Genomic DNA, 14,713 nt, shown 5'->3' with positions numbered 1-14,713 from the left:
GTCGACGAAGCGCGTGAGCTGGATTAAATTGCCCGGCCCTGTAACAGTTTAGGAAGATCCCCGGTCAATCCAGCAGCTTCCCGCACAAAACCACGGCGCAATCCCGGCAACGATCCCACGATACCCATGCCGATGTCGCGTCCAATTCGAAGTAACGAGTTATCGTTGGAAAACAGCCTGTTGAATGCGTCAGTCGCCATTGCCAATGTGGTTGTATCGAACCTCCGCCATTCCTGATAGCGTTCCAACACCAAGGCTGAACCGATGTCTTCACCGCGCCGCCCTGCCAAAGTCAGCACCTCGGCCAAAGCGCCAACATCGCGCAGACCCGCGTTCAAACCCTGACCGGCAATCGGATGCAGACCGTGGGCAGCGTCGCCTACAAGTGCCAATTTTTCGTCAATAAATGAGTTGGCGACAGACAAGTTGAGCGGATAGGTGAAACGATCACCTTGCAGGCGGATATCGCCAAGAAAATCGCCAAATCGCGGGCGCAACACCTGGAGGTACTCAGCTTTAGGTAAATCGTTAATTCGTTTGGCGGTTTCCGTGCGCTCGCTCCACACAATCGAACTGCGGTTCCCAGTCAGCGGTAATATGGCCAAAGGTCCGGGCGGCATAAAAAATTGATGAGCGATGCCGTAGTGGGGCAACTCATGCTCTATGGCACATACCAACGCAGTTTGATCATAACCCCAACCCGTTCTCTTAATGCCCGCCCGAGACGCTGTTCCGCTATTGCGACCATCGCAGCCAATCAATAATTTACCTTGGATAACTGCATCATCATCCAATGTTATGGCCACGCCGGCATCTGAATGGCCTTGAGCGGTGACAGACCTGCCGCTTATCCGGGTGATTGCCGCGAACCCTTGCATGGACTCCAAAAAGGCGCGTCGCAGATGCCGGTCCTCGATCATAAAACCCATCGGGCCCTCTTCGATCTCGGCATGATCAAAATGCATAAAGAATGGCGACGGGCCGAAACCTGCTTGCCCATCTGTCACTTTGATCTCAAGCATCGGTTGGGCATTCGCGACGACTTCTTCCCAAACACCTATGGCTGCCAAAAGTCGTTGCGATGCCAAGGCCAACGCGTAGGACCGGCCATCAAAGGCGGCATTCTTGCGAGTTGTCTCGGCTAAAGAGTCTATGATGGTGACCGAGTGTCCGGTTTGAGCCAACGCGAGAGCCAGGGCAGCGCCGTTCAGTCCACCACCTACGATTAAGATATCTGATGCCTCTGTCATGATCCGCAATATGCGTGCCCTTTCGGGATTGTCCATGTGCGGTCCTGTCGCTACCGTCCCGAGAAAGCGTGATTTTGGGAGTTGCAGGATGCAAGACTGGTTAACCATGACGGCATGTGATCTGGGTCGCGGAATTGGTATGGGGCAGATTGATCCACGGGACCTGACTGAAACCTATCTGGCTGCGATTGACGATCACCCACACCGAGATGCGATCTATGCGCGGGTGACCCATGATCGGGCAAGGGCCGAAGCTAAGGCTGCAAAAGAACGCGTCAAATCCGGGTTGCGGCGATCACTTTTGGATGGTGTGCCGATCAGCTGGAAAGATCTGTTCGATACGGCCGGGACTGAAACCGAAGCCGGTTCGGCCCTCTTGAAAGGACGGGTTCCTGAAGCAGACGCGCAAGTTGTGCGCAACGCAACGGCCATGGGCACGGTCTGTCTGGGGAAAACCCATATGAGCGAGCTGGCCTTTTCGGGACTCGGATTAAACCCGATTACGGGAACGCCACCCTGCGTCCACGACGAAGATGCTGTTCCCGGCGGATCATCATCTGGGGCGGCGGCTTCGGTCGCGTGGGGCTTGGCGGCAATTGGAATCGGGTCCGACACGGGCGGGTCCGTGCGTGTTCCAGCGGCCTGGAATGATTTGGTTGGTCTAAAAACAACTTCGGGACGGTTAAGTCTCGAAGGAGTTGTACCTTTGTGTCTTCGGTTCGACACCGTAGGCCCGCTGAGCAGATCCGTCGAGGATGCCGCGCAAATGCTGGCCCTGATGGAAGGCATCAATCCGACTGACCTGCGCGGCGCGTCACTGAAGGGTCGCCGATTTGCAGATCTTCAGACGGTTGCTCAGGATGATGTACGTGAGGCTCCAAGCCGAGCATACGCGGAAGCCTTGGACAAGATAAAATCTACCGGTGCTGAAATCGTGCCCTTGGAAGTGCCCGAATTAGAGGAAGCAATGGGTCTAGCTGGCGTTTTGTATACGACGCAAGCCTACGGCTTGTGGCGCGACGTCATCGAGGCGAATCCCGACGCCATGTATCCCGAAATTCTGGAACGGTTTCGAACAGGGGCCTCTTTTTCAGGACCTGATTACATTGCGGCTTGGTCAAAGCTGAAAGCATGTCGCAGTGCTTGGGATTCGGCGACAGCCAGTTTTGACGCCGTGCTTGCGCCGACGGCGCCGATTTTGCCGCCGAATCTGGAACGGTTGATGAATGATCACGAATATTACGTTACCGAGAATCTTCTGGCACTGAGAAACGCTCGGATCGGAAATCTAATGGGGTTGGCGGCCCTTACGTTGCCTACTGGAACGGCCAGCTGTGGGCTTATGCTGTTGGGTTATCCGGGTTCCGAGGAGGCCCTGTTGAGGCTTGGCGCGGCTGCGGAATTGGTACTGGCTTGAATGCCACAATCCCCTGATTCGGAACCTCTTTGTCTGGACGAGGGCCGGTTCGATCTGTAACCTGCTAGAAAACGGGGCGAAAATGACCCCGGCATTGAGGCACTTGGCATGAATTTCCCCGAGCGGTTTTCGAACCTACCGGCATATGCATTTCCGCGTCTTCGCGCTCTGTTGGATCATCATCAGCCGGGCGGTGAGATAATTCATATGACAATCGGTGCTCCCACCCATGATTTTCCATCTTGGGTTACCGATGTCGTGATGAAAAACGCGGCTGGTTTTCAGGGATATCCGCCGAACGAGGGATCGCCTGAGTTGCGCGAATCCATCGCTGACTGGATCGGTCGCCGCTATGGGGTGACGATGGATCCCGAGGCCAATGTGATGGCTTTGAACGGCACCCGAGAGGGCTTGTACAACGCTGCTATGGCCTTGTGTCCTGAACAAAAAAACGGTCAGCAACCTATCATTTTGTGCCCCAACCCATTTTACCAAGTCTATATGGTGGCTTCGATCTCGGTGGGTGCTCAACCATATTTCGTTTCTGCAACGGCTGCGACGGGTCATTTGCCTGACTATGCCAGCCTGCCTGAAGATGTGCTGAATCGAACCGCTGTGGCCTATATTTGTTCTCCCGCAAACCCTCAGGGTGCGGTCGCGTCGCGTGATTATTGGGCTACTCTGATCAGCCTGGCCGAGAAATACGATTTTCGCATTTTTGCAGACGAATGTTATTCTGAAATCTACCGTGACAAGGCACCAGTCGGGATTCTGACTGTCGCGCAAGAGCTGGACGCAGACCCGGAACGGATCACACTGTTCAACTCGTTGTCAAAAAGGTCAAATTTGGCTGGTTTGCGGTCTGGATTGATCGCTGGCGGCGCAGAAACGATTAAGCACGTAAAAAAATTGCGCACTTATGCCGGTGCGCCTTTGCCCTTACCCCTTCAGGCTGCCGCCGCAAAGGTGTGGGCGGATGAGGAACACGTCAGGGAAAACCGGGCTCAGTACCAGGAAAAGTACGCGATCGCGGATGAAATATTTGCAGGTGTGCAAGGCTATATGTCTCCCAAAGCCGGCTTCTTCCTATGGCTTCCGGTCGATAGCGGAGAAGAAACCGCTTTGAAGGTGTGGAAGGAAACTGGGGTCCGGGTTTTACCTGGCGCATACCTTTCACAAGGTGATCCGGGGCAAAACCCGGGCGAGTCCTTTATTCGGGTCGCATTGGTGGCCCCAAAAGCAGAGTTGCAGCGCGGGCTGACCACATTACGCGACTGCATCTATACGTGAGGTACGAGGGCAAAATGGCATCATTGAACGCGCGCAATCGCGACCCCTTATTGGACAGCACCACGCAGGCTGCGATCGAACGGCGTAGCAAGGAGTTGATCGGGATTGCCTTGGTCTTGCTGGGCATGGCCGCGGCCGCGATGATCTGGTCCTATACGCCTGATGACCCAAATTGGATGGTGTCCACCGATGCGCCGGTGCAAAATTGGATGGGCCGCATTGGTGCTTCTATCGCCGCGCCATTGTTCATGATCGTCGGATGGGGCAGCTGGGGTATTGCGTTGGTGTTGATTGGATGGGGGGTTCGCTTCACCGGTCATTTTTCCGAAGAACGCGCGATTGCCCGGCTGATATTTGCGCCGATTTGGATCGCAATCGTTTCGGTCTATGCGGCAACGCTTGTACCCGGCGATGCTTGGCGTGCAACGCATAGCTATGGGTTGGGCGGGTTGTTTGGTGACACCGTCATGGGCGCATTGCTGACACTTTTGCCGATATCGTCTCAGCTAATGGTCAAAATGATGTCCTTGGCAATGGCTATCGGAATGCTGGCGTTGGGCGTATTCGTGTTGGGTTTCACCAAAGCCGATGTCAAACGCGGTTTCCGTGCCTTTTTGCTGGGTCTGGTTATGTCCTACGACCTTTTGATGAACATGCTGGGTCGTGGGGCATCGGCTACGGCACAGGCGGCTCGCGACCGCAGAGCTCAATGGGCTGAACGCAAGACCGATCGGGTGGAACCAGCACTGGCCGATTTCGAAGATGATCTTGCTTATGCGGATCCGAGTTTTGATGAACCCATGCCTGAAACATTGGAACCCACGCGGAAAACTGGATTACTGGCCCGTATGCCCGCATTGATCCGCCGCCCGGATCCGATGCCAGAGCCAGAACTTCTGGCCCAAGAACCAGTGCAAGGTTACGAAGATATGCCAGGGGAGGACCGGATCAGGTCCAAAATTTCGGCCGCAGTGCGTAGCCGCAAAGTGGCAGCAGGAGAAATGAGGCCGGAGCCAGATCCGAGTTTGCCTTTGACAAAAGGGCGCGGTCGGGGACCTGACCCTTTGATCCTGAATGCTGAGCGCGCAGGGGACTTGCCGCCAGAACCTTCATTGACATCAACTGGGCTGCCTCCTGAGCCGCCGATGACTGGTTACACTCAAGACGACTGGCAAGACCCGCACGGTGATGAATTTGGGCACGATGAAGACGATTCAGTTTTTGAAGATGATTCTGCGGCGAACCCTTCACCACGTCAGTCTATGAAAATCCCCGTTGCCGAACCGCGCAAGCCCGTGGTGGCGCAACCGGTCCGCCGCACACCCATGCCGTCGCGCCGTGCGCAGGCCGAGGCACAACCGGCTTTGTCGTTTGAAGAAAAGCACTCTGATTTTGAGCTTCCGCCCCTGGGTTTGTTGTCCAACCCTGCCAACATTCTGCGTCACCATCTGAGTGATGAGGCATTGGAGGAAAATGCTCGGATGCTGGAAAACGTCTTGGATGATTATGGCGTCAAAGGTGAGATTGTCAGCGTTCGTCCGGGACCCGTGGTTACGATGTATGAACTCGAACCCGCCCCTGGTTTGAAGGCCAGTCGTGTGATCGGCTTGGCGGACGATATCGCCCGTTCGATGTCGGCCTTGTCTGCGCGTGTTTCGACCCTACCCGGACGATCGGTTATTGGTATCGAACTGCCCAATGAGAACCGAGAGATGGTTGTGCTCCGTGAAATCCTCTCAAGCCGCGACTTTGGTGACGGGAACCAAGCCCTGCCGTTGGCGCTGGGCAAGGACATTGGTGGCGAGGCCGTGGTGGCAAATCTCGCTAAAATGCCCCACCTCTTGATTGCAGGTACCACTGGTTCCGGTAAATCAGTCGCTATCAACACCATGATCCTGTCATTGCTGTACAAGCTGACTCCGGACGAGTGTCGCCTGATAATGATTGATCCCAAAATGCTGGAACTGTCAGTTTACGATGGTATTCCGCATCTTCTGTCACCCGTGGTGACCGACCCTAAGAAAGCGGTCGTAGCTCTAAAGTGGGTGGTAGGAGAAATGGAAGACCGTTACCGCAAGATGTCCAAGATGGGTGTTCGCAACATTGCCGGTTACAACGGTCGGGTTAAGGACGCGCTGGCAAAAGGTGAGTTGTTCAGCCGGACTGTTCAAACCGGGTTCGATGACGAAACCGGTGAGCCAGTTTTCGAAACCGAAGAATTCGCGCCTGAGGCGATGCCTTATATCGTCGTAATTGTGGACGAAATGGCCGACCTTATGATGGTTGCTGGCAAGGAAATCGAAGCTTGCATCCAGCGTCTGGCGCAGATGGCGCGGGCCTCTGGTATTCACCTGATTATGGCGACGCAGCGCCCGTCGGTTGATGTAATCACCGGTACGATCAAGGCAAACTTCCCGACCCGGATTTCATTTCAGGTGACCTCAAAGGTCGATAGCCGCACCATCCTTGGCGAAATGGGTGCCGAACAACTATTGGGTCAGGGTGACATGTTATACATGGCCGGTGGTGCCAAGATCACCCGTTGCCACGGCCCGTTTGTCTCGGACGAAGAAGTCGAGGAAATCGTCAACCACCTAAAACAATACGGTCCGCCGGATTACGTCGGTGGAGTCGTGGATGGTCCGACGGAAGAAAAGGCCGACAACATTGACGCCGTTCTTGGGCTGAATACAGGTGGAAATACGGGTGGAGAAGATGCCCTTTATGATCAAGCGGTGGCCATTGTGATCAAGGATCGCAAATGCTCGACCTCTTACATTCAGCGAAAACTCGCCATTGGTTACAACAAGGCAGCGCGGCTAGTAGAGCAAATGGAAGACGAAGGTGTTGTTTCCTCGGCAAATCATGTCGGTAAACGCGAAATCCTCGTACCCGAGCAATAAGATATTCCATATCAAGGGTAGAGCGCCTATCTGATAGAGCATGAAACAGATAGCCTTTGCCTTAGCTTTGACGCTGGCCGCACCGACAGCCTGGGCTGCTGATAAGCTGCCGCTGTCGCAGATATCCAATTACCTGAACAGTCTGAATACCGTTCAGACGACTTTTACTCAGGTGAATGACGACGGAACGCTGAGTACCGGAAAGCTGTGGCTGCAGCGGCCAGGTAAGATGAGATTCGAGTATGATGCGCCGAACGATGCGGTTGTTCTGGCACGTTCCGGATCGGTTTTAATTTATGATGCAAAGTCCAACCAGCCGCCGGAGCAATATCCGCTGCGGCGCACTCCTTTGTCCTTAGTTTTGGCAAGGAACGTTAACCTAGGACAAGCAAACATGGTGGTCGGTCATGAATTCGATGGGACAGCCACCGTGGTGACAGCGCAAGACCCCAAAAACCCGGAAAACGGTCGAATCGAACTGATGTTTACGAGTGATCCGATTGAGCTGCGCAAATGGGTGATACACGACAATGCCGGTACCCAAACCACAGTTCTATTGGGTCCGCTTACAGAAGGTGGCAGACTGGATCAAAGCCTGTTTTCTGACAACAAAAAACGCGGATCAGACGATCGCTGATCCGCGCGAATTCAGTAGCGGCAACCTGCTAGTTGCGACTGATAGAGCTGCGCACGCGCGTCCACGTCACTTGCCACGTTCAACAACCAGGACTTCTGATTGTAGCTGCCGCGTGAAAATCCGTTGTGGCCTTCGTGGTATGCTAAGTATTGGTTACGCGTGTCGCTGGGGTGGATACCGTTCCGCTCATAGCTTTTGTTCATGTACCAGCCGATGAAATCTGAAGCATCGCGAATACGGTCACGTTTTGCGCGGCGCTTGCCAGTTTCTTGCCTGTATTCATCCCAAGTGCCGTCCAGGGCCTGACTGAAACCATAGGCACTGCTTTGACGTCCCATTGGTATGACGCCCAGTACGTATTTATGCGGTGTTCGCGCATCGTGTTTGTAGCGGCTTTCCTGATAGATCGTCGCCATCTGAACGTGAACGGGCACGCCCCATTTGCGTTCCGTTTTTTCAAATGCTTTGATATAGTCCGGCCGCTCACGTGCAATACTGCACGCGTCGTTCAATCTGCTGGGCGGCTTGTTCGACCCGCCCCCACAGGATGCCAAAAAAAGCACCCCAAAGAGTACGAAAAGAATTCTGCTCATGTGCCTCGTGCCTTTTTTCTTTATTCTAGCAAAGATTGAAGGCCGAGGAAATCACAATCGTTACAGAATAACCGCCAGAATAATAGGCAATGCCGCGACGGACAGGGCTGTCGATACCATGACCAGCCCGGCGACGGCGTCTGCGTCCGCCTTAAACCGTTCGGCGAGAAGATACGATGTCACGGCAACTGGGGTGGAGGCTTGTAAAACCAAAACACCGAACGCAATCGGTTCCAAATTGAAAACTTCGGCCAGAACCCAGCCGAGGACAAAACAAACCATCAGCTTCAAACCCGAAATCCAGATTGCTTGTCGCAACTTCTTCGTTGTCAGGCGTGCCACAGCTACGCCTAAGGTAATAAGCATTAGTGGGATCGCCATTTGCCCCAGCAGATCAAGCGTGTTCGTCAGAAACAACGGTGTTTCCCAGTCGCGCCAGAGAAACACAGCACCAAGCAGTGTGGCCCAAACCATCGGCTCGCGCACCGCTTTGCCAAAGGCACCTTGTCCCGCCACCAGATAAATTCCGTATGTGAAGGAAAGCAAAACGGTAACTGCCAGAAAAATAACCGCGTACCCCAGACCGGCTTGACCGAATGCAAATATGCACAAGGGCAGCCCAAGGTTTCCGGTGTTCCCAAAAATCAGGGGGGCGAGGTAAGTGCGTTTTTCAAGACCACTTATCCTTACAAAAACCCAAAACACAGCAGCTAATGCTACATGTATGGCGATTGAAGCGAGCGTAAACACGGTCAGATCCCCGCTGGGGATGTTTGTCTGCATCAATGCGACAAAGACAAGACTTGGTAGCGCAAGCGTAATTCCCAAGCGCGTTACAAACTCCAGACGATATTCGAATCCCAGTTTGACCCACGCAAATCCGATCCCCGCCAACAAGAAGACAGGGGCCACAATTTCGAAGACTGTAGTTAAGAGGTTCACAGACTGTTTCCCGGAAAATGTGATCAAGGATTGGCATTTCAGTTCGGAAAGATGTAGTAAATACTTTGGGGGCTGAAACAATGTTAAAGACACAAGCTAAGTACCGCCTGGGCCAGGTGGTTCGACATCGCAGACATCCTTTTAGAGGGGTGATTTTTGACGTAGATCCGGAATTCGCGAACTCGGAGGAATGGTATGAGGCCATCCCCGAGGACAGCAGGCCTGTGAAAGATCAGCCGTTCTACCACTTGCTGGCGGAAAACGATCAATCCTTCTATGTTGCTTATGTTTCAGAACAAAATTTGATCGAAGACCAGTCCGGTGAACCTGTGGACCACCCCGATATTCCAAATATGTTTGGCCCTTTTCAGGACGGATCTTATCCGCTGCACTTTCAATTAAATTGATCTTTGAGCTTTAATGGCCGAAGGGCCTAAGCTGTCAAAATCCAAGGGCGCAACCGTCCTTTCGCGGGTCGCTTGCGCCTTCCAGAACCCCGTCGTCGCGAATTCGTATCGCCTGGGCGCCCCCAAGCGGTGTTTTGGGAACTTCAACATTGTGGCCCATGTCCGTCAATTGTAGCCGAACACTGTCAGGGTAGCCTCGCTCGACTTTCAGAATGTTTCCATCGGCAAAGGCACGCGGTGCGTCCACGCTGTGCTGAACGTCAAAGTCAAAATCGGTGAGGTTCGATAGAAAGCGCGCATGACCCGTTGGCTGGTAAGCGCCTCCCATAACACCAAAGGGCATCAAAACCTTGTCGTCGTTGCGCACCATACCGGGAATGATCGTATGCATCGGTCGCTTTCCACCGCTAAGTTCGTTTGGGTGTCCGGGTGTCAGAGTAAACCCTGCGCCTCGGTTCTGAAATAAGATACCGAATTTCTCGGATGCGATCCCCGAGCCAAAACTGTGGTAGATTGAATAGATCAGCGACACCGCCATGCGGTCCCGGTCGACCACGGTGATATAGACTGTATCTTTATGTATCGCCTCGGTCAGCAGGGCCGGGGCCGGCATGGCACGTTTGGGATCGATTAGTGCTGCCAGTCGCGCTGCAGTTTCAGGGGCCAAAAAATGCTCGATTCTCGCTGAATAGTCGGGATCGGCGATAAATCGATTACGTGCATCAAAGGCAAGTTTGGTGGCTTCAGCCTCCAGGTGCAGGCGTTCTGTGCCCCATGGGTCCATCATTGACACATCGAAGTGGCTCAGAATGTTCAACAGCAAAAGCGCTGTGGCTCCTTGACCATTCGGGGGATGTTCTAACAGTTCGAACCCACCATATTCGGTGCTGACCGGTACAGTTTCATCGCATTGAACAGAGACAAAGTCTTGGACCTGGTGTTTGCCACCTCGCGCGACTAGCGCGTCAACCATATCCTCGGCAACTTCTCCGGAATAAAACGCATCGCGCCCATCGCGGGCGATTCGGCGCAAAACCTCTGCCTGCTTTGGTGCACGAAATAACTGACCAACCTTTGGAACGACGCCGTCCAGAAGATAGTATTTGCGAGCGACGCCCTGCAAAGTTGTTTCGGCTTGGGTCCAATCGAAGGCGACGCGTGGGGCTACGGGCACGCCTGTTTCGGCGTAGTGAATGGCTGGTTGAAGGATTTCATCCAAGCCAAGCCGCCCTTCGGTCTTGGATAGGTGGCAAAATGCATCCACAGCTCCGGGGATAGTTACGGCATCGGGTTTGGACAAAGGAACCGAAGTCATTCCGCTAACCCGCAAAGTCTCAGCATTTGCACCCGCAGGTGCCCGGCCTGAACCATTTAACCCGCGTACCGTGTTTTCGCCTGCACGGTTGAACAGAACAAAGCAATCCCCACCTAGGCCAGTCATCTGCGGTTCACAGATGCCCAACAAAACGGCGCCGGCGATTGCGGCGTCCATCGCATTCCCGCCACGAGCCAGAATGTCCAATGCCACTTTGGCCGCCAACGGATGCGATGTGGCACACATCCCCTCAGTCGCCAGAACTGAGGATCGGCCCGGCAAATGCAAGTCACGCATGAAGTCATTCCCTTTCGTATCGGGCACACACTAAGACCGCGAAGAGGATTTTCCAATGATGTCGGGGGAGAGAGGTCCTCGGCGCCGTTCACTGGGTGGGGGCTGTGACGCTTGGCGCCGAGGGAAGCTATCTGAGCTACACCTTATTAATCGCGTTCGTTTGCGGCGCGACAATGGTGCGATCTGGGCGTTATTGTGACCATTTGAGGCCATTCAGGCTGATTTTGGGAAGTCGAACCAAAGGCTCAGCCGATTGTATCCTTTATGCCTTTCGTATTTGATTTTACTGGCCAGCTGGTGAATCAGGAACCAACCGAACCCACCTTCAGGCAAATCCTGCCGAATGTTCCCAATCACAGGTGGTTTTCCGTCAGGTGGTTTCAGTCCTGGCATCGGATGACCAGTGTCCTCGATACGAACCTCCAGCGTTTCCCGGCACATCATGCAATTAATATGTACTGTTTCTGGTGGCATGCCGGCATAGGCATGTTCCACTACGTTGTTAATTGCCTCTGCCAGAGCGATTTTGACATCGTCGGCGCGCGCCGCAGGCAATCCATGTGCCGTCAGTTGGTTACGTAGCTTTGCGATGCCAACACTGGCTTCGACCTCGGTCGCCGGGAAGCTTAGTTCCATGCTGTCTTGTTCGCAGTTATGCTTCACGACTCCCCACTCCTGACAGAGGTCAGTTTGAACCTGCCGACAGAGCTTCGTCCAAAGAATTAAAGAGTTTGAACACGGTATCCATGCGGGTCAATCTGAAGACTTTTTCAACAACAGGGTGCAGGCCTGCCAGATCAAGCCGACGTTCGTCACCCAATTGCTTCATCGACGCTACGATGGCCCCGAGTCCGCTGGAATCAATAAATTCCACATTGGATAAGTCCAAAATAACGCGTCGGGTGTCATTTTCGGTTTCCGCGCGCATGTCTTCTTTGAACTGGATGGCCATGGCGGCATCGATGCGGTCGCATTGGACAGTGATGATCTGCGTGCCTTCAGTCGTTCTGCTGCTGAGCCCCATGGATACCTGCCCTTTTGTTGGTAGCGGATCGTAGAAATACGCTAGACGGCAATTCTTACCATTCGGTATCCAAGAAGTGAAAATCGGAGGGAGGCATCAAATGAAAGACGTAGTGATTGCAGGAGCCGCGCGAACACCAATGGGTGGGTTTCAGGGCATGTTCGAAGGTGTCCCTGCGGCTGAACTGGGCGGGACTGCGATCCGCGCAGCGCTGGACGATGCTGGCGCACAGGTCGTTGACGAAGTTCTGATGGGTTGTGTTCTGCCTGCCGGGCAAGGTCAAGCCCCAGCTCGTCAGGCTGGGTTTGCAGCTGGTCTGACGGAAGAAGTCCCCGCGACGACACTGAATAAAATGTGTGGTTCAGGAATGAAGGCGGCCATGATCGCGTTTGACCAGATCGCGCTGGGACAGGTCAAAACGATTGTCGCCGGCGGAATGGAAAGCATGACGAATGCACCCTACCTCCTGCCCAAAATGCGCGGCGGTGCGAGGATCGGTCATGGTCAGGTCGTTGACCACATGTTTCTTGACGGACTGGAAGATGCATATGACAAGGGCCGGTTGATGGGAACCTTTGCCGAAGACTGTGCCGAGTCCTATCAGTTCACGCGCGAGGCGCAGGATGAATATGCCTTACGTTCCCTTTCAAACGCATTGGCCGCGCAAGAAAGTGGTGCCTTCGACCGTGAAATTTCCCCAGTGACCGTACGCTCAAGAAAGGGTGACGTCACGATAGATTCGGACGAACAACCCAAATCAGCACGGCCTGAGAAAATTCCCACGCTGAAGCCGGCTTTTCGCAAAGACGGAACGGTGACGGCGGCCAATTCCTCGTCAATCTCTGATGGTGCCGCAGCGTTGGTTCTAACCTCGGCGGAGACGGCAGAAACCAGTGGGCTAAGTGTTCGCGCACGTGTTCTTGGACATGCCAGCCATGCGCAGGCACCAGGTCTATTCACCACGGCACCAGTTCCGGCAGCAAAAAAACTTCTGGATCGCATTGGCTGGGACAAAGAGGACGTGGATCTATGGGAAGTCAACGAAGCCTTCGCTGTCGTCCCAATGGCCTTTATGCACGAAATGGGCCTGCCTCGTGACATAGTTAATGTGAACGGAGGTGCTTGTGCACTGGGTCACCCGATCGGAGCGTCCGGAGCCCGGATTATGGTAACCCTGCTGAATGCCTTGGAGTCGCACAACCTCAAGCGAGGCGTTGCCGCCATCTGCATCGGTGGAGGAGAGGGCACAGCAATTGCAATCGAACGCGTTTGACGCGTTAGGGGATACAAAATAATGCGGTACGATTGGCGCAGCACAATCGGAGCACTGCGTCCCGGATTTTTGAAACTGAGTGCAATATGATAGTTGACTACGACACTTTGGCTAAGACCATAGCCGCTCTGACGGATGGTGAGTCCGACCAGATCGCCTTGATGGCAACGATCTCATGCGAAGTGCATCACTCTGATGACCGTTTCGACTGGACTGGGTTCTATCGCGTCACTGAACCGGAACTGCTGAAAATCGGCCCTTATCAGGGTGGGCATGGATGTTTGGTAATACCGTTTGATCGGGGTGTCTGTGGTGCGGCGGCACGAACTGGAAAGGTGCAACTTGTAGCGGACGTAGAGGCCTTTCCGGGACACATCGCATGTGCATCGTCGACGCGATCCGAGTTGGTTATACCTGTGCAGAATTCAGAAGGGGACATCATCGCCGTGTTCGACATAGACAGCGACCAACCAGATGCTTTCACTGAGCAGGATGCCCGGTCACTGGATTTGATTCTCAAAGATGTCTTCGCAAGGTGAAATCCGGCAGCGCAATTGCCCTGCCGGTTTTCGTTTGTTTATCCCAAAATTTTGGCTTTTTGAGAGGCGAACTCTTCTTCGGTCAGGACGCCCTTTTCCTTTAACGCCGAAAGGCGTTCAAGTTCGTCGGCCGCTGAAACTGAAGCCACAGAGCGGATGTAATCCTTTTGCGCCTGTTCGATGTCATTCATTGCTTGCACATTGTGTTCATGCATCTTGTCGCCGCGTACGATCAGGTACGCCAGGACACCGAGCCACGGGATCAGAATCACAAAAGCGATCCAGACGGCCTTGGCAAATCCACTAAGGTCTTTGGAGCGAAACACATCCGCGACCACGCTTATCATTACCCAGAACCAAGCGACCATCAGGAACAGCCAGAAGATCGACCAAACTATGTCAAAAAACCCGATACCATTGTCCATTTTTCATCCACCCCTCTATTGAGCATTGAAATCCATGAAAACACAGAGATCACGCCATTGTAACAGCCGCTGCGCGCGATGGGGAAAAATACGGCAATCAACTGATTTGGGGCACGCCCTGAGTAATTAGTAGGAAGACCGCCGCGCCTTGAAGGACAACTATCATTAACAGAATCGCGGAGAATCCGCGTTTTCGTGTTTTGTGGGAGAAAATCCAACTTCCCAACAAAGCGGCCAAACTTCCTCCGAGGGCTGCCAACAATAACAAACGTTTTTCGGAAACTCGCCGTTTGCGGCGAAGGGCACGTAATTTATCAAAGCCGAAAGCTAATAATGTCAGGCAGTTGATCGCCCACAGATAGGTTATCATAATCCACATACGCGACGCTTAGCTGCGGCAA

General features: G+C 53.8%; 15 protein-coding genes. 7 read left to right on the top strand and 8 right to left on the bottom strand.

Annotated features, from left to right (window positions below; translation table 11 throughout):
• Positions 1 to 23: 23 nt before the first annotated feature.
• Positions 24 to 1,286, bottom strand: coding sequence for an FAD-dependent oxidoreductase (locus tag AC2FNE_RS10085; protein WP_254442513.1), 1,263 nt, complete (start codon positions 1,284 to 1,286; stop codon positions 24 to 26).
• 52 nt (positions 1,287 to 1,338) lie between these two features.
• On the opposite strand from AC2FNE_RS10085, the gene AC2FNE_RS10080 reads away from it, so the two are divergent.
• From AC2FNE_RS10080 to AC2FNE_RS10065, 4 genes are all read left to right on the top strand, one after another.
• Positions 1,339 to 2,667: an amidase gene (locus tag AC2FNE_RS10080; protein ID WP_170603242.1), complete on the top strand. Its 1,329-nt coding sequence runs from the start codon at positions 1,339 to 1,341 to the stop codon at positions 2,665 to 2,667.
• A 108-nt stretch (positions 2,668 to 2,775) separates the two neighbouring features.
• Positions 2,776 to 3,957 carry an aminotransferase class I/II-fold pyridoxal phosphate-dependent enzyme gene (locus AC2FNE_RS10075; protein WP_170603244.1) on the top strand — a complete coding sequence of 394 codons (1,182 nt, stop codon included), beginning with the start codon at positions 2,776 to 2,778 and terminating at the stop codon, positions 3,955 to 3,957.
• 14 nt (positions 3,958 to 3,971) lie between these two features.
• Positions 3,972 to 6,860 carry a DNA translocase FtsK gene (locus tag AC2FNE_RS10070; RefSeq protein ID WP_496773291.1) on the top strand — a complete coding sequence of 963 codons (2,889 nt, stop codon included), beginning with the start codon at positions 3,972 to 3,974 and terminating at the stop codon, positions 6,858 to 6,860.
• A 40-nt stretch (positions 6,861 to 6,900) separates the two neighbouring features.
• Entirely contained in the window at positions 6,901 to 7,497 is a 597-nt protein-coding gene (locus tag AC2FNE_RS10065; RefSeq protein WP_170603251.1) for a LolA family protein, read from the top strand.
• Positions 7,498 to 7,508: 11 nt separating this feature from the next.
• On the opposite strand, the gene AC2FNE_RS10060 is transcribed toward AC2FNE_RS10065, so the two are convergent.
• Positions 7,509 to 8,090 (bottom strand): transglycosylase SLT domain-containing protein, encoded by a 582-nt coding sequence (locus tag AC2FNE_RS10060; RefSeq protein WP_170479204.1) that lies wholly within the window; start codon positions 8,088 to 8,090, stop codon positions 7,509 to 7,511.
• A gap of 60 nt (positions 8,091 to 8,150) precedes the next feature.
• Positions 8,151 to 9,032, bottom strand: a complete 882-nt coding sequence (locus AC2FNE_RS10055) for an AEC family transporter (protein ID WP_170603254.1) — start codon at positions 9,030 to 9,032, stop codon at positions 8,151 to 8,153.
• A gap of 80 nt (positions 9,033 to 9,112) precedes the next feature.
• Here AC2FNE_RS10055 and hspQ point away from each other — a divergent pair, with 80 nt between their 5' ends.
• Positions 9,113 to 9,439 (top strand): heat shock protein HspQ, encoded by a 327-nt coding sequence (gene hspQ, locus AC2FNE_RS10050; protein WP_170479681.1) that lies wholly within the window; start codon positions 9,113 to 9,115, stop codon positions 9,437 to 9,439.
• Positions 9,440 to 9,473: 34 nt separating this feature from the next.
• Here the strand turns inward: hspQ and AC2FNE_RS10045 are convergent, their stop codons facing one another.
• The 3 genes from AC2FNE_RS10045 to AC2FNE_RS10035 form a co-directional block, all read right to left on the bottom strand.
• The gene (locus tag AC2FNE_RS10045; protein WP_170603256.1) at positions 9,474 to 11,051 is read right to left on the bottom strand and encodes a gamma-glutamyltransferase family protein; all 1,578 of its coding nucleotides are present in this window, start codon (positions 11,049 to 11,051) and stop codon (positions 9,474 to 9,476) included.
• A gap of 213 nt (positions 11,052 to 11,264) precedes the next feature.
• Positions 11,265 to 11,714, bottom strand: coding sequence for an ATP-binding protein (locus tag AC2FNE_RS10040; RefSeq protein ID WP_367648126.1), 450 nt, complete (start codon positions 11,712 to 11,714; stop codon positions 11,265 to 11,267).
• Positions 11,715 to 11,736: 22 nt separating this feature from the next.
• Positions 11,737 to 12,075, bottom strand: coding sequence for an STAS domain-containing protein (locus AC2FNE_RS10035; RefSeq protein ID WP_170479198.1), 339 nt, complete (start codon positions 12,073 to 12,075; stop codon positions 11,737 to 11,739).
• 100 nt (positions 12,076 to 12,175) lie between these two features.
• Between AC2FNE_RS10035 and AC2FNE_RS10030 the strand changes: the two genes are divergently transcribed.
• Entirely contained in the window at positions 12,176 to 13,348 is a 1,173-nt protein-coding gene (locus tag AC2FNE_RS10030) for an acetyl-CoA C-acyltransferase (RefSeq protein WP_496773285.1), read from the top strand.
• An 86-nt stretch (positions 13,349 to 13,434) separates the two neighbouring features.
• A complete protein-coding gene (locus tag AC2FNE_RS10025) occupies positions 13,435 to 13,887 on the top strand; it encodes a GAF domain-containing protein (protein ID WP_170603262.1) in 453 nt (150 codons plus the stop codon).
• A 38-nt stretch (positions 13,888 to 13,925) separates the two neighbouring features.
• Here AC2FNE_RS10025 and AC2FNE_RS10020 read toward each other — a convergent pair whose 3' ends face one another.
• Together AC2FNE_RS10020 and AC2FNE_RS10015 are read right to left on the bottom strand one after the other, a co-directional pair.
• A complete protein-coding gene (locus AC2FNE_RS10020; protein ID WP_170603264.1) occupies positions 13,926 to 14,312 on the bottom strand; it encodes an SHOCT domain-containing protein in 387 nt (128 codons plus the stop codon).
• A gap of 97 nt (positions 14,313 to 14,409) precedes the next feature.
• Complete coding sequence (locus AC2FNE_RS10015) at positions 14,410 to 14,682, bottom strand: DUF1294 domain-containing protein (RefSeq protein WP_496805303.1); 273 nt, start codon at positions 14,680 to 14,682, stop codon at positions 14,410 to 14,412.
• Positions 14,683 to 14,713: the final 31 nt, after the last annotated feature.

The organism is Ruegeria sp. YKSD179 (genome assembly GCF_059612885.1).
This window is presented reverse-complemented; position numbering and strand designations above follow the sequence as displayed.